At 29.3% G+C, this 24543-nt stretch carries 25 protein-coding genes and 1 rRNA gene; 19 read left to right on the top strand and 7 right to left on the bottom strand.

The window, feature by feature from the left end:
- Positions 1 to 106: 106 nt before the first annotated feature.
- Positions 107 to 1372 (bottom strand): serine--tRNA ligase, encoded by a 1266-nt coding sequence (gene serS / locus VBM91_RS01995; RefSeq protein WP_323189107.1) that lies wholly within the window; start codon positions 1370 to 1372, stop codon positions 107 to 109.
- Between the two features lie 208 nt (positions 1373 to 1580).
- Between serS and rpmH the strand changes: the two genes are divergently transcribed.
- From rpmH to rrf, 4 genes are all read left to right on the top strand, one after another.
- Positions 1581 to 1727, top strand: coding sequence for a 50S ribosomal protein L34 (gene rpmH / locus VBM91_RS01990; protein WP_257089135.1), 147 nt, complete (start codon positions 1581 to 1583; stop codon positions 1725 to 1727).
- 9 nt (positions 1728 to 1736) lie between these two features.
- Positions 1737 to 2060, top strand: a complete 324-nt coding sequence (gene rnpA / locus VBM91_RS01985; RefSeq protein ID WP_323189106.1) for a ribonuclease P protein component — start codon at positions 1737 to 1739, stop codon at positions 2058 to 2060.
- Positions 2060 to 4108, top strand: a complete 2049-nt coding sequence (gene yidC, locus VBM91_RS01980; RefSeq protein WP_323189105.1) for a membrane protein insertase YidC — start codon at positions 2060 to 2062, stop codon at positions 4106 to 4108. Before rnpA ends, yidC begins: the two co-directional genes overlap by 1 nt.
- Positions 4109 to 4186: 78 nt before the next feature.
- A 5S ribosomal RNA gene (gene rrf, locus VBM91_RS01975) occupies positions 4187 to 4292 on the top strand.
- A 56-nt stretch (positions 4293 to 4348) separates the two neighbouring features.
- Here rrf and VBM91_RS01970 read toward each other — a convergent pair.
- Positions 4349 to 4894 (bottom strand): hypothetical protein, encoded by a 546-nt coding sequence (locus tag VBM91_RS01970; RefSeq protein ID WP_323177705.1) that lies wholly within the window; start codon positions 4892 to 4894, stop codon positions 4349 to 4351.
- A gap of 89 nt (positions 4895 to 4983) precedes the next feature.
- Here VBM91_RS01970 and VBM91_RS01965 point away from each other — a divergent pair, with 89 nt between their 5' ends.
- The 5 genes from VBM91_RS01965 (at position 4984) to VBM91_RS01945 (ending at position 10397) form a co-directional block, all read left to right on the top strand.
- The gene (locus VBM91_RS01965; RefSeq protein ID WP_323188699.1) at positions 4984 to 7137 is read left to right on the top strand and encodes a HinT-interacting membrane complex protein P80; all 2154 of its coding nucleotides are present in this window, start codon (positions 4984 to 4986) and stop codon (positions 7135 to 7137) included.
- Entirely contained in the window at positions 7137 to 8366 is a 1230-nt protein-coding gene (locus tag VBM91_RS01960) for a HinT-interacting membrane complex lipoprotein P60 (protein WP_323188698.1), read from the top strand. The genes VBM91_RS01965 and VBM91_RS01960 overlap by 1 nt, the downstream gene beginning before the upstream one ends.
- Positions 8366 to 8698: a histidine triad protein HinT gene (gene hinT / locus VBM91_RS01955; protein WP_323176764.1), complete on the top strand. Its 333-nt coding sequence runs from the start codon at positions 8366 to 8368 to the stop codon at positions 8696 to 8698. The genes VBM91_RS01960 and hinT overlap by 1 nt, the downstream gene beginning before the upstream one ends.
- 4 nt (positions 8699 to 8702) lie before the next feature.
- Complete coding sequence (locus tag VBM91_RS01950) at positions 8703 to 9530, top strand: HAD family hydrolase (protein ID WP_323188697.1); 828 nt, start codon at positions 8703 to 8705, stop codon at positions 9528 to 9530.
- A gap of 120 nt (positions 9531 to 9650) precedes the next feature.
- Positions 9651 to 10397 carry a PQ-loop domain-containing transporter gene (locus VBM91_RS01945; RefSeq protein ID WP_323189104.1) on the top strand — a complete coding sequence of 249 codons (747 nt, stop codon included), beginning with the start codon at positions 9651 to 9653 and terminating at the stop codon, positions 10395 to 10397.
- Between the two features lie 74 nt (positions 10398 to 10471).
- Here the strand turns inward: VBM91_RS01945 and VBM91_RS01940 are convergent, their stop codons facing one another.
- From VBM91_RS01940 to def, 4 genes are read right to left on the bottom strand one after another with little or no spacing between them, the layout of a single operon-like run.
- Complete coding sequence (locus VBM91_RS01940; RefSeq protein ID WP_323188695.1) at positions 10472 to 11059, bottom strand: DJ-1/PfpI family protein; 588 nt, start codon at positions 11057 to 11059, stop codon at positions 10472 to 10474.
- Positions 11059 to 11991 (bottom strand): MSC_0882 family membrane protein, encoded by a 933-nt coding sequence (locus VBM91_RS01935; RefSeq protein WP_323188694.1) that lies wholly within the window; start codon positions 11989 to 11991, stop codon positions 11059 to 11061. Before VBM91_RS01935 ends, VBM91_RS01940 begins: the two co-directional genes overlap by 1 nt.
- 2 nt (positions 11992 to 11993) lie before the next feature.
- Entirely contained in the window at positions 11994 to 13310 is a 1317-nt protein-coding gene (locus VBM91_RS01930; RefSeq protein ID WP_323188693.1) for a hypothetical protein, read from the bottom strand.
- A gap of 32 nt (positions 13311 to 13342) precedes the next feature.
- Positions 13343 to 13900, bottom strand: a complete 558-nt coding sequence (gene def, locus VBM91_RS01925; protein WP_323177696.1) for a peptide deformylase — start codon at positions 13898 to 13900, stop codon at positions 13343 to 13345.
- Between the two features lie 82 nt (positions 13901 to 13982).
- Here def and plsY point away from each other — a divergent pair, with 82 nt between their 5' ends.
- Complete coding sequence (plsY, locus tag VBM91_RS01920) at positions 13983 to 14732, top strand: glycerol-3-phosphate 1-O-acyltransferase PlsY (RefSeq protein WP_323188691.1); 750 nt, start codon at positions 13983 to 13985, stop codon at positions 14730 to 14732.
- A 40-nt stretch (positions 14733 to 14772) separates the two neighbouring features.
- On the opposite strand, the gene eno is transcribed toward plsY, so the two are convergent.
- Positions 14773 to 16134, bottom strand: coding sequence for a phosphopyruvate hydratase (gene eno / locus VBM91_RS01915; protein WP_323188690.1), 1362 nt, complete (start codon positions 16132 to 16134; stop codon positions 14773 to 14775).
- Between the two features lie 392 nt (positions 16135 to 16526).
- Here eno and rpsL point away from each other — a divergent pair, with 392 nt between their 5' ends.
- From rpsL to rpmB, 9 genes are all read left to right on the top strand, one after another.
- Positions 16527 to 16943 carry a 30S ribosomal protein S12 gene (rpsL, locus tag VBM91_RS01910; protein WP_257089175.1) on the top strand — a complete coding sequence of 139 codons (417 nt, stop codon included), beginning with the start codon at positions 16527 to 16529 and terminating at the stop codon, positions 16941 to 16943.
- A 50-nt stretch (positions 16944 to 16993) separates the two neighbouring features.
- On the top strand, positions 16994 to 17464 hold the full coding sequence (gene rpsG / locus VBM91_RS01905; protein WP_257089177.1) for a 30S ribosomal protein S7: 471 nt from the start codon (positions 16994 to 16996) through the stop codon (positions 17462 to 17464).
- 14 nt (positions 17465 to 17478) lie between these two features.
- Entirely contained in the window at positions 17479 to 19569 is a 2091-nt protein-coding gene (fusA, locus tag VBM91_RS01900) for an elongation factor G (protein WP_257089179.1), read from the top strand.
- Between the two features lie 152 nt (positions 19570 to 19721).
- Positions 19722 to 20264 carry a tRNA (cytidine(34)-2'-O)-methyltransferase gene (locus VBM91_RS01895; protein WP_323188688.1) on the top strand — a complete coding sequence of 181 codons (543 nt, stop codon included), beginning with the start codon at positions 19722 to 19724 and terminating at the stop codon, positions 20262 to 20264.
- Positions 20245 to 20970, top strand: coding sequence for an RNA methyltransferase (locus VBM91_RS01890; protein ID WP_323188687.1), 726 nt, complete (start codon positions 20245 to 20247; stop codon positions 20968 to 20970). Before VBM91_RS01895 ends, VBM91_RS01890 begins: the two co-directional genes overlap by 20 nt.
- Before the next feature lie 2 nt (positions 20971 to 20972).
- Entirely contained in the window at positions 20973 to 21233 is a 261-nt protein-coding gene (locus tag VBM91_RS01885) for a hypothetical protein (RefSeq protein ID WP_323176776.1), read from the top strand.
- A gap of 7 nt (positions 21234 to 21240) precedes the next feature.
- Positions 21241 to 22098 carry a ribosome biogenesis GTPase YlqF gene (gene ylqF / locus VBM91_RS01880; RefSeq protein WP_257089194.1) on the top strand — a complete coding sequence of 286 codons (858 nt, stop codon included), beginning with the start codon at positions 21241 to 21243 and terminating at the stop codon, positions 22096 to 22098.
- Positions 22099 to 22138: 40 nt separating this feature from the next.
- Positions 22139 to 24073: a DNA topoisomerase IV subunit B gene (locus tag VBM91_RS01875; RefSeq protein ID WP_323189103.1), complete on the top strand. Its 1935-nt coding sequence runs from the start codon at positions 22139 to 22141 to the stop codon at positions 24071 to 24073.
- A 133-nt stretch (positions 24074 to 24206) separates the two neighbouring features.
- Positions 24207 to 24398, top strand: a complete 192-nt coding sequence (gene rpmB / locus VBM91_RS01870) for a 50S ribosomal protein L28 (protein WP_323188685.1) — start codon at positions 24207 to 24209, stop codon at positions 24396 to 24398.
- Positions 24399 to 24543: the final 145 nt, after the last annotated feature.

Below are 24543 nucleotides of genomic sequence, written 5' to 3'. Positions count from 1 at the left end.
TGAATAAAATAATAAATATAAATTCATTTTATTACATACTTAACTATAAGTTAAGTAAATAGTTATTTTTTTCACAAAATGTGTAAAAAATAACGCATAAGCGTTATTATAATGATTTTAATCCACCCATATATGGCACAAGAACTTCAGGAACAGAAACACTTCCATCAGGGTTTTGGTAGTTTTCTAAGATAGCTGCAATTACTCTATCAACAGCTAAACCTGAACCATTCATTGTGTGAGCATATTCAGTTTTACCTTCATCATTTTTATATCTAATCATAGCTCTACGAGCTTGGAAATCACCCATATAACTTACACTAGATGTTTCTCTATATCTTTGTTCTGAAGGTAATCATAATTCTAAGTCAATTGTTTTTCTTGAAGAAAATCCTAAGTCACCAGTACATAAAAGTAATTCTCTGTAAGGAATTTGTAATTTTTCAAGCACATCTTTAGCATCTTCAACCATTTTTTCATACTCAACCATAGCATCTTTTGCAGATGTAACTTTTACAAGTTCAATTTTCTTAAATTCATGCTGTCTTAAGATACCTTTTGTATCTTTACCTGAGCTTCCTGCTTCAGATCTAAAACATTCTGTATATGCTGTAGCTCTAAAAGGAGTTGTTAAGTCAATGATTTCATCATTGTAAATGTTTGTTAATGTAACTTCAGCAGTAGGGATTAAATATTCATCTAATCCTTCTAATTTATATAAATCTTCCTTGAATTTAGGCAATTGACCTGTTCCATATAACATTTTATCTTTAACAATTACAGGTGTTGTGAATTCTTGATAACCTTTTGAAGTGTGTAAATCCAACATAAATGAAATTAATGCACGAACTAATTTTGAACCATTGTTTTTGTAAATTACATATCTTGAACCTGATAATTTAACAGCTCTTTCAATATCTAAGATACCTAAATTTTTAGCAACTTCATAGTGAGGTAACACATCTTTAACAAGACTTCTACCTAATTTATCATGTTCTTTAATGATTACATTTTGATTTTCATCTTCTCCAACAGGAACTTCTTCTAAAGTTTCGTTAGGGATTTGTAAAATTAATTCATTAATTCTGCTATTTAACTCCTGCTCTTGGTTAGATAAAGTTAAATCTTCGTTTTTAACTACTTCAATTTGTGCTTTTAATTCAACTAATTTACCTTTATCGTTTTTAAATAAACCAAATTGTTTTGAAAGATTGTTTAATTCATTTTTTTTATCTTGTGATTGTTTCATCACGCCACCTCTTTGTTTAGCTAATGAAACAAATTCATCAAAAATTTCAATTTTAAAACCTCTGTTTTGTAGGTTTTTTCTTACTTTTTCTTCATTATTTAAAACATATTTTATATCTAACATTTCGACCTCGTAATTTAAATTGTTTAAATTATACATTAATAAAGAGTTAATGAATTATTATGTTGAAAATAGATTTTTTAACCCTTAAATTAAGCAAAATAATTCAAAAAATGATACTAAAAAAATAGATGCTAAAAAATTAGTCATTTGCTATAATTTAAACACGCTTATATAAAATATATAAAATTATTCACATAAGGAGGAAATTATGAGTAAAAGAACTTATCAACCAAACAAGCGTAAACATGCTAAGGTTCATGGTTTTAGAGCTAGAATGAAAACAGCAAATGGTAGAAAAGTATTAGCAAGAAGAAGAGCTAAAGGTAGAAAAAGATTAACAGTTTCTGACAAATAATTCTAAACAATGAAAAAACAATATCGACTAAAGAAGAATTGAGAATTTGAAGATGTAATTAATGCAAGACAAGGTAACTTTATTTCAAATAGATATTTAATCATCTATTTCAAGAAACGTAAAAACTTCGCTGCAGGAATTACAGTTCCAAAAAAATTCGCAAAAGCTGTAGGTCGTAATTTTTTTAAAAGACAATTAAGAGCAATTATGCATGAGTTGAATTTATATCACCTCAAATATCATTTTGTTTTAATTGTTCGTAAAGAATTTATGAAGGAAGATTTTGCTATCAAAAAACAACATATAGCAAAACTCTTTGAGAAATTTAAATAATGAAGAAAAACGCAAAAAATTTTTCATACTTTACTAACGGTAACGATCCGAAAACCAACCGTAAAGAGTTAACTAAAAAAATCCTTAAATGATTAAAAATAGTTTTCTATGTGTTAATTTTTGGACTTACTGTAACAGGGTGTGTTCAATCCTTTGTTATTAAAAACTCTTACAACGTAGGTAACGGACTTGAGTTTTATAGAGATAAAGGTGACATAGCACCTAGAGTTAATACTTTAAAGAGCACAAATCAAAAAAGAGATTTAGTAACACTTCAAGATCCAAATGGAGAAAACAAAACATCTAAAGTATTTGAATACGACAGATTAGCACTTGATACTGAATCAAACATTTTTGTTACTGATAAAGAGATATTAAACAAACTTAGAGAACAAACAAAATCACATCAGGGTGAATATGGTATCCCTGGTGGATACATGTCTGTTTTAAGAATTCCATTTAATTCTGAAATTCTTAAAAACGCAGGTTACAAATTTGATGAAAAATTCAAATTAATTTACACAGGTTCAGATGATGCTAAAAATTATTTATTTGCAACAGCATCTGATAAAACTTACAACTTTGTAAAAGAACCTACAGATATCTTTATTTTCCCATTCACTTTCCCACAAGATGAAAAAAATAACTACGATAAAGGTAAACTTCAAAGTTACATGACTTTCAAAACAGAAAAAAAATACAAGGAAGTCAATGGTAAACAAGAAGTAGATAAAATAATCCCTGTTCTTACTGATGCAAAAGAATACGAAATTACATACATTTCAGGTATTCAAAAAATTTATAACTACACATCAGAAAAAGAATCTGTTTCTAATAAGTTTGCTCGAGATATTCTCCAAATGTTATATACATATTCATTTGGTGAAGGATCTAAATTTGCTACAAAATTAGGAAAAGAACCTTCTTTATTTATTAAAGAATTAGTTGATAACATTCCAGCAAATGTTAAAGAAGAAAATATCTCAGAACACAATAACACATTATTTACCTTAACTCAAGAACAATACCAATTGCTTATTGAATATCAAAATACAATGCAGTCATACATGAATGAATTAGGGTTCTTTAATGGAGAAGTTCCTAACTCATCTTCTGAAGAATATAAAGAAAGAAGAGAACAAGTTCAAAATCAATACAAATTAAATAGAACTGATAAATATGACTACAATACAAATATTCTTTATTCTGAAAACATTAACACACTTCCTTTAAGAGGTGATTTACCATTACAAGCTATTACAACTTGAGGGGAAGCTTGAAAATATGGACCATTTTACGGTTTATTAGTATATCCACTTTCAGTGTTGGTGCAATCAATGCGTCAATCAATGCCTGATATGCTTGGATGAGCTTCTGTTATCTCAATTATAGTTGCAATCATTATTTCACGTCTTATTACACTTGCATTTACATTTAGAACAACCGTAATGCAATCGGTAATGGAAGAACTTAAATACAAAAAAGCTGCTATTGAAGCTAAATATAAAGGTTTAGAAGATAATAAAGCTATGAAACTTAAGAAAAATCAAGAGATTCAAGCTTTATATACAAAATACAACATAAATCCATTAGACCAATTTGGAAATATGTTACTTACTATGCCAATTTTCCTTGCTATGTGAAGAGTTATTCAAAGTATTCCTGAAATCAAACAAACAACATGGCTTGGTATTAACTTCGCCTCAACATCATATAAGAGATTGTTTGAGGGAGAATGAGTTTACTTATGAATTTTAGTGCTTGTTGTTGGGTTCCAATTACTTTCAAGCTTCTTACCAAGACTTCTTAATAGAAAGAAAATGAAACGTAAAACAACAATTGCAGAAGCTGAAGCACTTAAGAAATCTGAAAGAACACAAAAGATTATGATGCTTGTGTTCACAGCAATTACCTTAATTTTTACAGCTGGTGTTCAAGTTTATTGATTATTCGGTTCAATATGAACAATTATGCAAACATTAATTATTCACAAACTCATACATTCTAAGAAATTTAAAGAGAAATTCATAAATAAGAAAACTCGATAAATAACTTTTTCATTTAAATAATAAGCATTAAAAAAATAAAAAATTTACTTGACTTTATTTTAATAGTGTTATAATATATGCAGTGGTTATAGCAAAGGGGATCACCTGAATCCATTCCGAACTCAGTAGTTAAGCCCTTTAGTGCCGAAGATAGCTTTACAGTGAAAATAGGGAGCCGCTGCTTTTTTTATACCTTTTTATAAAAATAATAATTTAAAACCACCTTTTCAGGTGGTGTTTTTAATCTAAATCAACATTTTCTATATGAAAATAAGGAAGTTTTAAATCATCAAATTCAATTACATCATAGTAGTTCGGGTTAAGATTTTTAACTCTAGAAATAACTAATTTAGCTTCCTTATCTCTAGAAATTAAAAACCTTGTATTTGGGTTTTGTGAAAACAAAACTTCAATTAATTCATGACAATATTGATTTTGTTTGTTATTTTCTTTTTCGACAATTTTCTTAGCTAAATTAATCTTTTTAGCATTATTATCAGTTGATTGAATCAGCAAATTAAGGATAATATCAGTGTTATTTAAAGAAAAAATAGGCAGAAATTTCTCGTTTTTATTCATTTTATTAGAGATATTAATTAACTCAGGAAACTTGTTTTTTAATTTCAAAAATGCATAAACATCAATCACGATTTGAATTGGCTTAGTTAACTCTTTTTTCTCTTTAATTTGACTTAAAGTGCTAGAGAATAGGGAAAAAATGAATTTTTCTTCCTTGCTAATTTTGAGCAATTCCTCAAAAACATTTTTAATTTCTGCTTGTTTCATAGTGAAATTATAATAAATTAAATTTGATATAATTAAAACAATATTTATTATTACATAATAAATAAATTTTATAAAACTAAGAGGTATTAATGGCTAAAAGACAAAAATCATTCTTTGAACGTTTAGTTGAGTTAAATGATAGACACGACGAGAAGAAACATAAAACTTCAACTAACAAATCAAAAAGATCTAAAACCTTAATCGGTATTTTTTCTGCTTTAACAGTTGGAGTTATTGCATCTATCACAATTCCTTTAACAATTACAACTACAAAGGTCAACTACATTCAACCAGTTGATGGGGAAAAATCTGCTTTTGTTGTTAATGATGCAAAAGGTAATGAACTTAACTCATTAACAGTTGGTAAATTAACAGATTTAGTAAAATCACAAAGTCAAGAAGTTTCAGAAGAAATCAAAAATGCATACAGAGAAGCAATTTTCTATATGTATGAACAAGAAGTTGAAGCATCAATTCAATATCAAAACATTTACAATAGTTCATTTCAAAATGATGAAGAAGTTAACAATTCAATCGAACTTAAATCATTAGATGAAATCAAAAGACAAATTAAAGCTAAATTTGAAGATTTAAAAGTTAACTTCAAAAAAGTTTATGGTTTCCAAAATTGAGAAAAACAATTTTTTGCAGAACTTAAAAAAGATGAATACGGAAATTCAGCTAATGAAACAGATGCAACAAATTTCTTATTATTCAAACAAGTTGAAGAAATTGCTACACGTAGATATCAATTAGAATACAAAGTTGTTGATAGAACATTTGTAAATAGAACTGCTACAAAAGATATTTATAAACTTGATAAAAACGGAAACAAAGTTAAAGGTGAAAACAGTGAACCAATTAAATTATTCAGTAAAGGTGACAAAGTTTTCCCATATCTAGAAGAAAATGTTAATTACTTTGCTCCATCAGCAGATTCGACAAAAGTTACTTTATTAACAACAAAATCATTCATTACAGAACTCAAATCACCAGCAAACTTCATTTCTGAATACTTCAACAAAAACAATATCATCATTCCTACGGTTTACAAATTAGCAGGAACCATTTCTAAAAATGATGTAGTTTATCCGTGAAAAATTTCATCTGACGATGACAAAGTGAAATTATTTAACTTATTAAAATGAAATGTAACTCCAACAGCTGATTCATTTATTGCAGAATCAAACGTTGCATCATTAACAAAATTTAATAAAGCAGAAGAATATGCGTTCCAAAAAGAAAATGAAACTAAAGAAGAATTTGTAAGTAGAGTTCAAAAATATAAAAACTTCTTATCATCAATCACAAATTCTGATGTTGAAAAATTAGCAACACCAGGTTTAACATCAAACATCAACTTATTTACTAAAGATTTAGATCTTGCATTAGGTGTAAATGCAACTTCAATTTTCGCTAACGAACAAAATAACTTACCTGAATTCTCATTAAAAGAATTAATTGATGCAATCAAAGGTGCTTTAAACATTCTTGAGCAACCTGATTTAACATCAGCTACAAACTTTGATGAAGCAGCAAAAATTGTTAAAGATTACGATGTTCAAATCGATAAGAAGTTAGAAGACTTAAAATTTGAACCATCAAGATTTAACACAATTAACAAAGTTATTGCTGACTATATATTTTCAAAAGTGCAAGATGCACAAACAACAAATAATCCATTAATTCCTTATGTGTTTAAATTATCAGATATGAAAGATGCATTTATGATAATTACAGATAGTAATGTGCAAATTGTAAGATATTCACAAATTACAGAATTAGATAAATTCAAGCAATTTATTGCTGAGGATGCTAAAAACTTAGCTTTAGGAAATGTTTCATACTTCAACACACCTGCACAAATTTCAAATAACTTATCAAGTTCACAAATTCTTTCATTAGCTTTAAGCGATGAAAAATTTATTGCAGAACTTAAAACAAAAACAAATACAACTACAGGAGCAAACTATACAGATGCTGATGTAGCAAGCTTGCAAGCAAAAGCTACTAGTGTAAAAAGTGGAGAAGACACAAGCAAATTAATTTCAGTATTAACATCAGTAAGTGAGTTCATTCAAAAACAATTAAACTATGGAAACAGTTACAACTTTATAGTTGATAAAGGTCTTACAAAAATAGTTTACAACCATAACGATAATGTATATAGCGATAAAAAAGCTATTGAAGTTATTAATGACTTAGTTTATTCAATCTTCAAAAAAAATGAAGGGGGCAAATAATGAAAAATATATTTAAAAAATCTTTATATTTAGCACCAGTTGCTTTCACACCATTAGTTGCACTTTCATGTGGGGTTGATAAAAACACAGAAGAAAAAAATAAACAAAACATTTTATTTGATAAACCAGCAGTTTCAACTATTGCAGAAAACTTATGATTAAAATCAGTTTTACAAGACCAATACAAAGTTGAAAAAGATACAAACTTACTTTCAAATGAAAAATTCTTTAATGAAGCTCTAATTGCTTACAAGGGATTTTTAGCTACAGAATCACAAAAGAATAACTTATATTTAGCTACTCAATTAAACAAGTGAAAATCAAACGGAATTTTCAATGAAACTGAATTAGCTGCATTGAACGCTTTATATAGAGATGTTTACAACATTAACTTAACAAATGAACAATTCCAAATCTTATACAACAACGAAAATACAAATGTGGCTTTCACTGTTAATAAACTTCTTTTAGTTAAAAACTACTTCTTTATTTCAGATGTTGTTACATTAGAAAAAATTGATCCAAGTTCATTTAATTTATATGGTAAAAAATACGATAACAAGCAATTTAACTTAATTAAATATGTTATCTCAAATAAAACAGTTCAATTATGAAGTTACACAAATGACAATGTAAATGAAATGTATACAGATGCTAATAAAGTTATTAAACACGTTTTAGATTACAATAACTTATTAAAGAATTCTAAAGAAGCTCAAAACATTGCAACAGCAGATTTAATTTTCAATAATGTTCCTGCTAAAGCTGAATTTGAAGCTACAATGGGTGGATACCAAGGTATTAAATCTAACCCTTACAAATCAGACTATACTGTTGATGAATTATTAAAAGTAACATCACCTGAAAATTTAGTTGGTTTCTATAACTTAACAAATGGTAAATTAGTTTCAGTTGATGAAAATGGACAATTAGCTGAAGCAATTCCTGTTTCAAAAGATGGTAAAAAAGTTGAAGTAGCTTACTTTGCTAAAATTGTTCCGGTTGCTAAAAAAATTAAAGTTGATGCAGCTGAAAACGGAACAAAAGAAGAAAAAACAGTTTTATCATTCGACCAAACAATTTACAAAGATTCATTAGATAAATTAGCTATCTTCATTTCAATCAGTGATGAAAACTTATACAAAAATGCAAAAGCAGCTTACATTACAATGGGTTACAAAATTTTATCTATTGATGAACTTAAAGATAAAACAGCAGGTCTTGAATAATGAATGATTCAATCTTTACAAAAATAATTAAAAGAGAAATTCCTTCAAACATCATCTATGAAGATAATGTTGTTATTGCGATTTTAGATGCATTTCCACAACAAGAAGGGCATTTCTTAGTTATTCCTAAAGAGCAGAAATCTAATATTTTAGAACACGATGAAGCAACTTTCTTACACGCTATGAAGGTTGCTAGAATGTTAGCTAAACAGAGAGTTATAGATAACAACATCCCAGGTTTTAAAATATTAATCAACACAGGTAAAGAAGCAGGACAAGTTGTGTTCCATACACACATTCACGTCATTCCATACAAAGAACAAGGAGAATAGAATTATGCAGCAGACAAAAATATTTGCATTCGATTTAGATGGTACATTATTTACAAAAAGCGAAACAATTCACCCTTCAACAAAAGAAGTTTTACTTCAAGAGCAAGCTAAAGGAAATAAAATTGTTATTGCAACAGGTCGTGGTTTAGTTAAGATGCTTGCATTAAATCACGATACATTCAAATTTGTTGATTATTTAGTGTGTTCAAATGGTGCATTAGTTCACAATATGAAAACTAATACAACATACACATTAGGTGAATTATCAAAAGAAATGTTAGATACAGTTCACGCACATGCACTTAAATATGATTTAGTTCTTTCGGTTGATGGAAATAACTATAATGGTTCAATTTTACCTAATGGAACTTATCCAAAATGAATGTCACCACAGCAAGTTAAAAATATGAACATTTTTAATGAAGCTACAATTGAAGAAGTAAAAGAAGCAATCAGTAATCCTGAAACAAAAATAACTCAAATGGCCATGAGAAACCAAGCATACAATGCTAAAGATGCTACAGAAAACATTATGAATAGTTTAAGAGATTTTGATTGTGAAGTTTACTTAACAAACTCAGTTTACACAGATATTAACCCTAAAAATATTTCTAAGTGAGCTGGAATTATGAAAATTGTTGAATTAGAACAATTAAAAGATTATCAAGTTGTAGCATTTGGTGATAGTGGAAATGATGTTCATATGCTTTCTGAAGCACACGTGGGTGTAGCCATGGGAAACGCAACAATTGAAGCAAAATCAGCTGCTAACTTTGTTATTGGCGACAATGACACAAACACAATTGGACAATTCATTTCAGAAAACTTTTAACACCTATACATAGGCACAAAAGTACATTTTGTGCTTTTTTATTTTAATTTACTTAAAATAAAAAATAATATAAAATATACATCATATTAAAGGAAACAATTTATATTTGAAAGGAATACTATGTCAACTGCATTTGAAATTATTAAATGAATTTGTGCGATTACTGTTATCTCATTAAGTATTCCTCAATTATTGAAAATTCTTAAAGATAAAAAGACAGGACCTGTTAACTTTGTGTCATTCTGAATTTTCCATATTGGGATTTTACTTTGAGTAATTTGAGGTGCAACAGATGCGAATAATGAAAAATTCATAACTGTTATGGTCGCAGATGGAGTAGGTATACTTGTAAACGGAATTATGACAGGTTTACTTTACTACTACAAAAAAGAATTTACTAAGAAACAAAAATTACAAGGTTATCTTGCTGTTTTAGCTACATGAATTATCGCTGGAATATTTACTGTATTTTACATTATTGATTACGGTAGAAATGGTAGCGCAGATGCTCCATATATAATTGGAAAATTACCTTCTTCAATTTCAACTGTTATGGGATTCATTTTCCCAGCATTTACTACATTTGCTTTCTTACCTCAGTTAATAACATCGTTTAAAACAAAACAATGACAAGGTGTTTCATACTGAATGTATGTTTTATATGTTGTAAACAACATTATTTGAATAGTTTATTGAATCTTATTAATCCTTATTAATGAATCTCGTGGAGAGTCAATCACATCAGCTATCGGTGGATTAGTATGACAATCAATTTCGTTAACACTATTCTCAATCCAATTAGGATTTACATTACACGATAAATTTACAACACAAAAAACAACAGTAAGACATTCACACCGTGCTTAATAATTGAATGAACAACCAATTTTGGTTGTTTTTTTAACAAAAAACCTACACAAATATTGTGTAGGTAATTTTGATTATATTTGTGTAAGCTTCCCAAAAGTCATGTTTGAACGTACAGTATCAGAGGAGTCTTCACCATAAAAGTATTCTAATATAGCAAACCCAAAATCTAATGAAGCAGTTGCATTTGACGCTGTAATAAGGTTCCTATCTATATTAGTGAATGGAGATTGTTTTCAATTGTTAGAGTTAATTATTTTTCCATCTTTTCAGAATGGCTTACTTCATTCAGAAAAGAATGAAACGTATTTTTGTTCTTTGATTATATTAAATTCAGCTAAAACGTTTGGTGCATCACAGATAGCTGCAAGAGGTTTATTAAGGTCATTAAAGAATTTGTTAATTAATTCTAATGACTGCTGATTTTGTCTAAGTGTTTGACAGCCTCTACCACCAGGTACGAACATTAAATCAAATTCATTTAAATTAACTGAATTAACAATGTTTGTTATTTTCACAATATTAAATTGTCCTGAAGCTTCTTTTAAGTTTGGAGAATAATAAGTAATTGATTCTAGTTTGCCTGAAGCGGCTAAAACAGATAAAGTTGTGTTTAATTCTATGTCATTAAATTTATCTTCAATTATTACAAGAAGTTTCATTATTTTTTACCTCTTTTAATCACACCTTTTCAAATTAAGTATAAGAATACTGTTAAAGGTAATAATACAACTAAGATGAAAACAATAATGTAAGCTTTAATTCAAGCTTTATTCTCTAATCTTCTATCTGTATTTGTTTTAGCAACAACTTCTTCAGGGTTGTTTAAGATTGCTAATTTAATTTCAGCTTGTCTTTTTCTATCGTAAATTCTAAGAACGGTAAATACAATCGCAGAAGCTGCTATTGTAGTTCCTAAAATAATGAGCATATTTTTAGTGCTTCCAAAAGCATTGTCTAAAATGTCGGTTCATTCAACTTTTGAGTTAATGTAAATTCATGAACCTTCTTGACCCATATTTACTTCTCAAGGAGATGTAAAGTAAAGTAAGCAAACTACAGCAATGAACAACCCAGTATATGTTAAGAAGAAAGCATAAATTCAACTTAAACGAAGCATTTTGAGTGTAATTGCTCTGTATGCTTCAGCAATAAGAACACCATTCATTTGTGTTCCGTTAATGTAACTGTTTTTGGTTATTTCTTCAGTTTTAACTCATGACTTACGTCTTGTTAAAGCTTTAATTCATAAACTTAATGAAATTAAGAACACAATGCTTATTCCAATGTATCAAGCAATACCTTGTGTATGAGGTGGTTGTGAATTAAATGTATTGACAAAATAATTAATAATTGCAGCAACTATACAAAGACAGAAAATGGTAAATCATATCGAGAAAGAAAGTAATGCTAGTTTTCTCTCTCTTTTAAATAATTTAAGAATATTTTCAGGAACTATGCTTTTTGGATTTACATTAGTAACTTCGTTTGTGGCAACATTTTGAACTTGTGTTTGATTTGCATAAACACCAGTTGAACCAGATGAGTTTTGAACTGAAACTGGATTTTGATTTTGTTGTTCTTGATTATTCATAATTACTCACTTGCTCCTGTTGACATATTTGCATCTGGTTGATGATTCTCTGTATTTGGTTGATTATTTGTGTTGCCTAAGGTTTCAGTTGTTTCTTGTTTATTAAGATCTCTTAAAACAGAGTTTTTAAGGTTTCCTAAAATTCCCGAAGCTAAAATTGCTGTGTTTGTTTTTTCAGAGATTGTTGAGTTAATTTTTAAAATCGCATCAACAATTTTTGATAAGTTTTGCTCTTGTGAACTATCTGATTTAGCTGCTGCTAACCCTAGCATTCCGAAGACATTTTTGACTTCTTCTGGAATTAATGTAATTGAATTTTGTTGTAATTCTTCATTGATTTTATCAACAACAAATTTTGTAAAGTCTGCTTTATTTTGTTCGCTTGAGTTCACTGTTGAGCCAGGATTTGCTGCAATAAATTGAGCTTCATATTTTGTAATGTAAGCGTCAAGCTCTCTATTGTTTTCGATTTCATTTTTAGATTTTTCATCTAATAATGTAGGAATGTTTTTAGCAACTATATCAACAAATTTTTCATTTTCTAACATAGCCGCAATAGTGTTTGAGTTTTTAAGTAATTTTTCGATATCATCTTTAGATAATGAACTTGGATCCTTGATAAATTTAATTGCTAAATCATGTAATTCTGAGTCAACAAATAATTGAACCATTGAGTAAATTCCTGAAGCCAAGTTTGTTACAGATGAACCTTGACCACCAGTCATAATTTTAACACCAAGTTCTGTAGCTTTATTTGCTTTATTCGAGTTGGGTGCCATTGTTGAAATTACGTTAGCAAGTAATAATGAACCGGGTAAGGTAAGAATTACGTTTGTAATTCCTCATAAACCACCGAAACCTGCTCTAGAGAATTTAGATCTTTTCTTATTTTTCTCTTTTCTTTTCTTTATTGTTGCTAAATGAATGATTCCGATTATTAATCATAAAAATCCTCTGGTGCCTCAGTAAACTCCTAAAGAAATGAATGTTATTGCAAATGTAAGAATTTCATATGCAGATTCAAATTTTTGATCTTCTTGTGCCTTTTTCTCAAATGCAGCTTTAAGAGCTACTGATAAAATAACAGAAACAATAATTGTGATTACTATTGAAACTGTTTTGAAAATAGTTCATTTTCATCTTAAGAATCAACCTGTTACAAATGAAAATAAAACAAGTGTAACAATTAAAATAGGCATTCAAATAGTTGGGTCTGAAATTTTAGACGACATCAAATTCGCGAAGAAGTCATATAACTTATCCATTGCGTTCGATGACTCACTACTTGATGATGCTTGAGTTTCAAAAAATGTAAGCATATTTTCCTTTCTATATTTTTTAGTTAGTTAAATTACAAGAATTTAGCTTTAGGTAGTTTCTTTCAAGGGTTTTTCTTAGCAATTCTATCGATAAATAACATTCCGTTTAAGTGGTCTAATTCGTGTTGAAATACTATTGCTAAATATCCGTCAACTGTTAAGTTTTGGAATTCTCTAGCAAAATAGCTGTAAGCTCTGACTGTTATTTTTTCAGATCTATAAACATATCCTTCTTGATCTGGTCAATCTTCAGAAACACTTAAACAACCCTCACCTTCAGAAAGTGCAATTTTCTTATCGCTTTTAGCAATAATAACAGGGTTAAATAAAACATCTTTATAAATTGTGTTACCTAATTCATCTTGTATAAAAACATAAAAGACATTTTTAAGAACACCATATTGAACTGCTGCTACTCCAACTCCGGCTCTAAATTCAGAACCCTCTTTTTGCGAATCATCAATGTGATAAATCATTTTCTCAGCTAATTCAATATCCTCATCTGTTAACGGAAGAGGTACATCTTGTGATTTTTTTCTAAGTACTTTTTCTGGTAATTGTACGATTTCTACTTTAAATTTTTTATTCATAATATTAATTATAATATATTAAATTAATTATAATTTAATATAAATTAGCTAACGAAGTATATTCAATTAATTAGGAGGGACAATGACAGCGATTCAACTTAGCAATTCAATTTTGTTCAATATTTTATTATTCATTTTTGGATACATTATAGGTTCCTTGAACACTTCAATTATATGAGGAAAAATTGTTAAAAAAGATGTTAGACAGCTTCATTCAAAAAACGCAGGAGCAACTAATTCCTCTAGAGTGCTAGGGAAAAAAGCAGGACTGTACATTTTGTTAATAGATATTTTTAAAACAATTTTAATGGTTTCAATTGCGTATGGATTGTGCAAGGCTATCAATAAAAATAGTTTAAATATGAGCTTATATGTATTTCCAATTTTATGTGGTTTAGGAGTTGTTGTTGGGCATTGTTTTCCTATTTTCTTCCAATTCAAGGGAGGAAAAGGAGTTGCTACATCAATTGGTTTATTAATTTCAATCAACATTGCACTTTTACCAATTGCTGCAGTTATATTCTTTGCAGTATTATTCTGAAAAAAATATGTTTCATTAGCAAGTATTGTGTCAGCTATTTTAATAACACCTGTAATTATGTTTGGTCACTGATTTTTAAGTTCAGATCTTTCTTGAGCAACTAATATGAAATGACTTGCTGAGTATAGTCAACATACAACCGCATCACTTTATAATTATCAATTAACTAGTGGAATTTTCTTTATAGCAGCAGTGCTACTGATAGTTATAATGCACAGAGATAATTTAGTTAGAATTTTTAAGAATCAGGAAAGAAAGTTATCTTTTTTAGATAGAAGTAACAAAAAATAGAGAGATTTTAAAGTCTCTCTATTTTTTTTAAATTAAATCATTATTTTTCAATGTTGTAGAATGCTTCTCTACCTTTGAATGAAGATACTGAACCTAATTCTTCTTCAATTGCTAATAATCTGTTGTATTTTGCAATTCTATCTGTTCTTGATAATGAACCTGTCTTAATTTGTCCTGTGTTCATAGCAACAGCAATATCGGCGATTGTTGTATCTTCTGTTTCACCTGAACGGTGTGATATAACTGCTGTCATATTTGCTTTTTGAGCCATTTGGATAGCTTCAAAAGTTTCTGTTAATGAACCAATTTGGTTAATTTTAATTAAGATTGAGTTCATTGATTTTTCTTCAATAGCACGTTTTAAAATTGCTGTGTTTGTAACTGTTAAGTCATCTCCAACAATTTGTAATTTGTTTCCTAATTCTGCTGTGAATTTTTTGAATCCTTCTCAGTCACCTTCAGCAAACCCATCTTCGATTGAAATGATTGGGTACTTGTCAACTAAGTGTTTTAAGTAATCTAACATTTCATCTGATGTATATGTGAATTTAGTATCTGTTAAGTGTTCAAATCCAGGTAATTGTTTTTCAACAGCTGCTTTTAATTTTTTGAATGTGTATACACCATCTTCATATAATTCACTTGATGCACAGTCCATTGCAATAGCAACAGCATTTTCACCTGATTTAGCAGGAACATATCCAGCTGCTTTAATAGCTTCAACTAAGAAGTCTAAAGCTTCTTCGTGTGATTTGAAGTTTGGAGCAAATCCACCTTCATCACCAACTTGAACACCGTGTCCGTGTTTTTTAAGTAATTTAGCTAAGTTATGGAAAACAAAGTTAGCCATTTGTAAAGCTTCACGGAATGTTTTAGCTCCAACTGGCATAATCATAAATTCTTGGAAGTCAATTGTGTTTGAAGCGTGTTCTCCACCATTGATAACGTTTAACATAGGAACTGGTAATTCGTGAGCGTTAAATCCACCTAAGTATTTGTAAAGTGGAATTTGTAATTCATTAGCAGCAGCTCTAGCAACAGCTAATGAAACTCCTAAGATAGCATTAGCACCGAATTTAGATTTGTTTTCTGTACCATCTAATTCAATCATTTTTCTATCAATTTCACGTTGTAATGTAACTTCCATACCTTCGATGTAAGGAGCAATATCGTTGTTAACGTGATCAACTGCTAACATAACCCCTTTTCCACCAAATCAGTTACTTTCATATTCAGAACCTTTGTCCCTTAATTCAAGAGCTTCACGTGATCCTGTAGATGCACCTGAAGGAACTTTAGCAATACCGTATCCACCGAATTCTGTGAATACTTCAACTTCAACAGTTGGGTTACCACGTGAGTCTAGAATTTCACGTGCGTGAATTTTTTTAATTGCTGACATTTAGTCTCCTTTATTTAATTTTTAATGTACATTTAAATTAATTAACTTTTCTTTTAGAAAAGTAATGTAATTATAACATTTTTAAATTTATATACTTTTAGCAAGTTTATCTGCGATTAATTTCACATTTTTGTTTAATTTTGTTCGATTTTTAAACTCTGTTAAGCTTGGATATTCTTAAAAATAACTTTCAATATAACTACCAAAACATTTATGTTTAAGTGTTAAAAGTATTTTTTCAGGGATTAATAAAACTAAATAAAAAAATTAAAAAATATTGATACACACGGGTAAGTTGTTATATAATTGCTTTGCTAAATTATTATCAAAATAAATAGCTTAACAATATTAATCTTAAAATTTATCAAATCACAAACGAAAGGAAGCATAAAATGCCAACAACTAATCAATTAGTTACAAATGGTCGTAGCTCAAAAATTAAAAAACAAAACGCTCCTGCTTTAAGCGTTAGCTACAACTCATTAATTAAAAAAGCTAAAAAAATGGCTTCACCATTTAAACGTGGTGTATGTACTCGTGTTGCTACAATGACACCTAAAAAACCTAACTCTGCATTACGTAAATATGCTCGTGTTAAATTATCAAACGGAATGGAAGTTACAGCTTACATTCCAGGAGAAGGACACAACCTTCAAGAACACTCAGTTGTTTTAATCCGTGGAGGACGTGTTAAAGACTTACCTGGGGTTAGATACCACATCGTTCGTGGGACACAAGATGCTGCTGGGGTAGCAAAACGTAACCAAGGACGTAGTTTATACGGTGCTAAAAAACCTAAATCAGAATAATAATTTAAATTAATTTATACACACAATAATTATTAATATAAGGAGGACATATGTCAAGAAAAAAAAGTGCCCCAATACGTGAAGTACTTGCAGATCCAGTTTTTAACTCTGTTATTGTTACAAAGTTAATTAACCAAATTATGTTAGATGGTAAAAAATCTATCGCTCAAGATATTTTATATTCAGCATTTAACATTATTAAAGAAAAAACTCAAAGAGAGCCAATGGAAGTTTTCTTAGAAGCAGTTGAAAACATTACACCTCAATTAGAAATCAGAACAAGAAGAATCGGTGGAACAAACTACCAAGTTCCTACAGAAGTTTCTCCTCGTAGAAAACAAACATTAGCATTAAGATGACTTGTTCAATACTCAAGATTAAGAAATGAAAAAACAATGGATGTTCGTTTAGCTAATGAAATCATTGATGCATCAAACAAAACAGGTGGAGCTATCAAAAAACGTGAAGATACACACAAAATGGCTGAAGCTAACCGTGCATTTGCACACTTCAGATGATAGTCTAAGGTTTATTTATGGCTAGAGAATATGAATTAAAAGATTACCGTAATATCGGTATTATGGCCCACATTGATGCTGGAAAAACAACAACTACAGAAAGAATTTTATTCCACACAGGTAAAATTCACAAAATTGGTGAAACACACGATGGTGCTTCACAAATGGATTGAATGGCACAAGAACAAGAACGTGGAATTACAATTACATCAGCTGCTACAACAGCTTTCTGAAAAGGAAAAAGAATTAACATTATCGATACACCAGGACACGTTGACTTCACAGTTGAGGTTGAACGTTCATTACGTGTATTAGATGGTGCTGTAGCAGTTCTTGATGCTCAATCAGGAGTTGAACCTCAAACAGAAACAGTTTGAAGACAAGCTACAAACTACAAAGTTCCTCGTATTGTTTACGTTAACAAAATGGATAAAGCTGGTGCTGACTTCGCAGCTTCAGTTGCTTCAGTTAAACAACGTTTAGGTGGAAATGCAGTTGCTATCCAATGACCTATCGGTGCTGAATCAGATTTCGAAGGTATTATTGACCTTGTTACATTAGAAGCGATTAAATACAACGGAGAACCACAAGAAGAAGAATTTCCAACAGAAATTCCTGCTCACTTAAAAGACATCGTTGCTGAAAAACGTCAAGAATTATTAGAAGCGGTTGCTAACTTTGACGAAGAATTAATGATGTTAGTTCTTGAAGGTGGAGATTTAAGTGTTGAAGAATTTAAAGCTGCAATTAGAAAAGCTACTTTAACATCAGAATTCTTCCCAGTAGTATGTGGAACATCATTCAAAAACAAAGGTGTTAAGAGAATGATTGACGCTGTTGTTGATTATTTACCATCACCACTTGATGTACCACCAATCCCTGCTTTCGATGGGGATAAAGAAATATTTGTTAATGCAACAGATGATGGAGACTTTTCTTCATTAGCTTTCAAAGTTATGACAGACCCATACGTAGGTTCATTAACATTCTTCCGTGTATACCGTGGAGTTCTTGAGAAAGGAAGCTACGTATACAACACAACTAAAGAACAAAAAGAACGTATTGGACGTATTTTACAAATGCACGCTAACTCACGTGTAGAAATTGATGAATGTAGAGCTGGAGATATTGCTGCTGCTGTTGGTCTTAAATACACAACAACAGGAGATACATTAGTTGGAGAAAAATCACCAAAAATCGTTCTTGAAAAAATGGTATTCCCAGAACCAGTTATCTCACAAGCTTTAGAACCAGAATCAAAAGCTGCTACAGAAAAATTATCATTAGGATTACAAAAATTAGCTGCTGAGGACCCTACATTTAGAACATATACTGATGAAGAAACAGGTCAAACAATTATTGCTGGAATGGGTGAATTACACTTAGACATTATTGTTGATCGTTTAAAACGTGAATTTGGTGTTAAAGCTAAAGTTGGAGCACCTCAAGTTTCATACCGTGAAACAATTACAATTCCTGCTGAAGTTGAAGGAAAACACATCAAACAATCAGGAGGAAAAGGACAATATGGACACGTATGAATCAAATTCGAACCAAACCCAGATGGTGGATTTGAATTCGTGGACAAAATTGTTGGTGGAAAAATTCCTAAAGAATACATTAAATCAATTCAAAAAGGTCTTGAAGAAAAAATGGCAGCTGGTATTTTAGCTGGTTACCCAATGATCGACGTTAAAGCTACATTATTCGATGGATCATACCACGACGTTGACTCATCAGAAATGGCTTACAAAATCGCTGCTTCTAAAGCACTTACAAAAGCAAAAGATAAAATTGGTACAGTATTATTAGAACCAATTATGGATGTTTCAGTAGTTGTTCCATCAGATCACATCGGAGATGTTATCGGTGACTTATCAAGACGTAGAGGGCTTGTTAACGACCAAGAACAAAGAAATGATGGAGCTGTTATTGTTAGAGCAATGGTTCCTCTTTCAGAAATGTTCGGTTACTCAACAGAACTTAGATCTATGACAAGTGGACGTGGAACATACCAAATGCAATTTGATCACTATGAAAAAACTCCAAAATCAATTGCTGATGAAATTATTAAACGTAGAAACATTCAAGATAAAGATGAAGATTAATATTTAAATTTTCACTTTAAATAATTTAAAAAAGTAGGTATATCCTACTTTTATTTTTTACTTATTTAACTTATACACTATTGCAAAAGTAAAATTAACTTAATAATCAACGAGTTATTAATCAGCATCATAATACTATGTATAATAGTATTATGTTAAATATAGTTTTATATCAACCGGAAATCGCCCCAAATACAGGGAATATAATCAGAACTTGTTATGCACTAGGTGCAAAATTACATATTATCAAACCAACAAGTTTTGATCTTCATCCTAAATATCTTAAAAGAGCAGGTGCAGGAAGAATGCTCAGCGACATTCAACATGAAATTCATGACTCATATGAAGATTTTTACAATAAGTATAAAGATAAAAAAATCTTTTATGTAACTAGATATGGTTTAGAGACATATACAAATGTTAAATATAATGAAGTTCACCAACAAACTGGTGAAGTGTGATTAATGTTTGGTAGAGAATCTACAGGTATTGATAAAAGAATCTTAAAAGATAATTTAGAAGATTGCATCAGAATACCGATGGTTTCAGCTATGCGTTCAATTAATCTTGCTAACTGTGTTGCTATTTTAGGTTTTGAAGTTATGAGACAACTTGATTTTAAAGATTTATCAAAATTTGAAGTTGAAAAAGGAAAACATTACTTAGAACAATATGATGAAAATAATAACCAGTAAGCAAAATCAGTTTATCAAGGATGTTTATAAACTTTTAGATAAAAAATATAGAAGTAAAGAATCTAAGTTTTTAGTTGAAGGTTATCACTTAGTCAATGAAGCGAAAGAAAAGGGTATTTTGCTAGAAACAATTGAAGTAGTTAATAAAAATAAATTTGCTGATTCGATTTTAGTCACAGATGAAATCTTAAATTATTTATCAGACACATCTACACCACAAGGGATTATAGGTATTTGTAAATTTCCTGATGTCTCAAAATCAATTAGTAACAGAGTTTTATTTTTAAATAATTTGCAAGAACCTGGAAATGTAGGGACAATTTTTAGATTGGCAAGAGCCTTTGATTTTGATACTGTTATCATCCAAAACTTTGATTACTTTAATCCAAAAGTTATTCGTTCTTCACAAGGGGCGCTTTTTGATTTAAATTTAATCAAGACAAATAATATTGGTATTTTAGAGGAACTTAAAAAACAAAACTATATTTTATATGCAACTATGTTAGACACAAATGCTAAGAAGTTAAATGAAATTGATTTTTCAAGAGAAGAAAAAATTGTCATTATTTTAGGAAACGAAGGTAAAGGAATTGATAAACAAGCTGCTTCATTATCTGATGAAAAAGTTTACATTCCAATTTCATTTGAAAGTTTAAATGTAGCAACTGCTGCAGCAATTGTGTTGAACAAAGTTAGAAATGGGTAATTATGAATAAATTCGATAATTTAATTGAACAAATTAAAAACTATAACTTTCATTTATCTTTAGAAGGGTACAATAAAACAGAAGTTGAAAGTCATTTAAATGAATTGATTAGACAAATTAATGAAATTGTTAATGAAATAAATGAATCAACCGAAAGAACAGAATTATATAAAGCTCAATATAAAGAACTTTACAAAGAAAATAAAATTCTTGCTGAAGAAGTTAATAAACTTAGATTAGAACTGGAAAAATTAAATAAATAGGATAAATATGGAATTAGAACACAAAGAACAAAAATATGAGAATTTAATTCAATGATTCCCTGGTCATATGGCTAAGGCTTTCAAGGAATTAAAAGAAAAAGCTTCATTAGCTGATATTTTTATAGTAGTTTTAGATGCAAGATGTCCAATTAGTTCATATAACGAAGACTTTGACAAAATTGCACCACAAAAAAAGAGATTGTTCATTATTACTAAATCAGATTTAATGGATCAATCCAAAAAAGCAAAAATTGAAAAAAGATTTGCAAACGAAACGTTATTATGATTAGATCTTAGAAAATCATCTTCAAAACAAGTTATTTTAAAAACAATTAAAAAACTTTCACAAGAAAGAATTAATAAAAACAGAGAAAAAGGGATGTTGATAACCAGAATGAAATCATTTGTTGTTGGTGTTCCAAACTGTGGAAAAAGTACACTTATCAATTTAGTTTCAGACAAAAAAACTTTAAAAGTCGCTAACTATCCAGGTGTAACCAGAGAAAATAAGTGAGTTGTCAATGGTGAATATTTATTTTTAGATACACCAGGTATTTTGCTTCCTAAATTTGAAGATCAAGAAGTTGCTGTTAAATTATTAATCACAGGTGCTATTAAATTAGATAATTTCTCACCAGAGGTTGTTTCAATGAAGTTTTATGGATTAATTTCAAAATATTATCCAGAAAAATTAGAACAATTAGGTCTAAAACCATCTCAAGATGATATTGAAATTTACTCACAATTATTTAGCTATGGTGAAAGATTTAAAATTTATAAAGAAAACCAAAGAATTGACACTGTAAAAACTTACCAACATTTTATAAATTGAGCTAAAAATTTAGAAGGAGTTACATACGATTAATTCGTATGTTTTTTATTTAATCTTTTATAATATTTAAACTATGAGTCAAAACAATACATATAATGCAAGTAATATTCAACAATTAAAAGGGCTTGAAGCTGTTAGAAAAAGACCTGGTATGTACATTGGTGGAACAGATGTACATGGTTTACATCACTTAGTTTGAGAAATTGTAGATAACTCAATCGACGAGGCACTAGCTGGTTATGCAACTGAAATAATTGTTACATTAAGAAATGATGGTGGTGTTTCAGTTCAAGACAATGGACGTGGTATTCCGGTTGATAAAATTAAAGGTTCAACAAAAACAGCTGTAGAAGCTGCTTTCACTGAATTGCATACAGGTGGAAAATTTGATGATAGTGCGTATAAAACATCAGGAGGTCTTCACGGTGTTGGAGCTAGTGTTGTTAATGCTTTATCAACAAAAGTTGTTGTCGAAGTTTCGAGAGATAAAAAGATCTATTTAACTGAATTTCAACAAGAAAAAATCCTTCAAAGAACTCACGAGGTAGGTGTATCTAAAAATACTGGAACAATAGTGACTTTCTGACCTGATTATCCACTTTTTAAAAGAGCTAAGTTAAGTTTTGACAAAATTTCAGAAAGACTTAAAGAAAGAGCTTTCTTAATTTCTAATTTAAAAATAATCTTAAGAGATCAAAACAGTGATAAAACAGAAATTTATGAATACACTAAAGGTCTTGAATCATTCTTAAACTTTTTAAATGATTCAAAAGATTTAGTTTCAAAACCTATTTCATTTCAAGATGAAAAAAGAGGTATCTCTGTTGATTTTGCTTTTCAATGAACAACTCAATATGAAGATACAATTCTTAGTTTTGTTAACAATGTTAAAACAAGTGATGGTGGTTCACATCTGGTTGGACTAAAAACTGCATTTGTTAAATCAGTTAATAACTTTGTGTCAAAAGAAAATGTAGTTAAAGGTCAAAGAATTTATGAATGAGCAGACATTAAAGAAGGACTTAGTTGCGTCCTCTCTTTAAAAATTCCTGAAAGTATTCTTGAATTCGTAGGTCAAACTAAAGATAAATTAGGAACTCCAGACGCAAAACCTGTTGTTGAAGAAATTGTCTTTAAATATTTAGATTTTTGATTAAGCGAACACAAAGAGCAAGCTAAATTAATCATAGATAAAATTGAATCTTCATATGATTTAAGACAAAAACAAAAATCATTAAAAGATGAAAGTAGAAAAACAAAGCAAACAGGTAAAGAAAAATTAATTTTAAGCGACAAATTAAAACCTGCGACTGGTAAAAATAATGAACAAAATGAGTTATTTCTAGTCGAAGGGGACTCAGCTGGTGGTTCAGCAAAAAGTGGAAGAGATAGAAGATTTCAAGCTATCTTACCATTACGTGGAAAAGTGATTAACTCTGAAAAGAAAAAAATGTCTGAAGTTCTTGAAAATGAAGAAATCAACACAATTATTAATGCAATTGGAGCAGGATACGGTAGAGATTTTGATATTGAAAAATCCCAATATGGAAAAATAATCATTATGACCGATGCTGACACTGATGGTGCTCACATTCAACTTCTATTGTTAACATTCTTTTATAGATTTATGAAACAAATGATTGAACAAGGAAAAATTTTCCTTGCACTTCCTCCATTATATAAAGTGACTCTTAAGAGCAGTAAAAAAATTCTTTATGCATGAGATGAAGATGATTTAAGTGATATGCTGGAAAATATAAAAGAATCATATGAACTCCAAAGATATAAAGGTCTTGGAGAAATGAATGCTGACCAATTGTGAGAAACAACTATGGATCCTAAAACAAGAACATTAGTTCAAGTAACAATTGAAGATGCTCTCATTGCTGAAAGAAGAGTTTCAGTTCTTATGGGAGAAAATGCTGAAAACAGAAGATATTGAATTGATCAAAATGTAAACTTTACACTTGAAGATAATTTCATTGAAAAATTAAACATATCTAATTAAGCAAAATGATTTTTATAAAAAAACAATAAAATAAAGTTTTTTGCTATAATATCAAAGAATTTTATTTTTACTCTTTTTATAAAGACTAAATAAAAGTTTATAAACATTTATTACTTATAGAAAGGAAGAAATTATGTCAAGAAGAGACGTTTTAACAGGTAGAGGACCTCAATCAGGTAACAAACGTTCACACGCATTAAATGCTACAAAAAGAAAATTTAATGTTAACTTACAAAAAGTTAGAGTTACAATAGACGGTCAAAAAATGACATTAAGAGTAAGTGCAAAAACATTAAAAACTCTTAAAAACAAAGGGTTAATTTAATCATTTCTCTAATACTTTTAAATTAAACATATAATCAAAATAAATTACCTTGATCAAGTAATTTATTTTTTTTAATTTTTTTAAAAAAAGCTTTGAATAAAAAAAATAGTGTTATAATATTCATGCTTTTGATAGCAAAGAAGTT

It is taken from the genome of Mycoplasma sp. 2248 (assembly GCF_034863245.1).
Taxonomy (GTDB): domain Bacteria; phylum Bacillota_I; class Bacilli_A; order Mycoplasmatales; family Metamycoplasmataceae; genus Mycoplasmopsis.
Note: the sequence above shows the minus strand (reverse complement) of the source record. Positions and strands in the feature narration are given on the sequence as shown.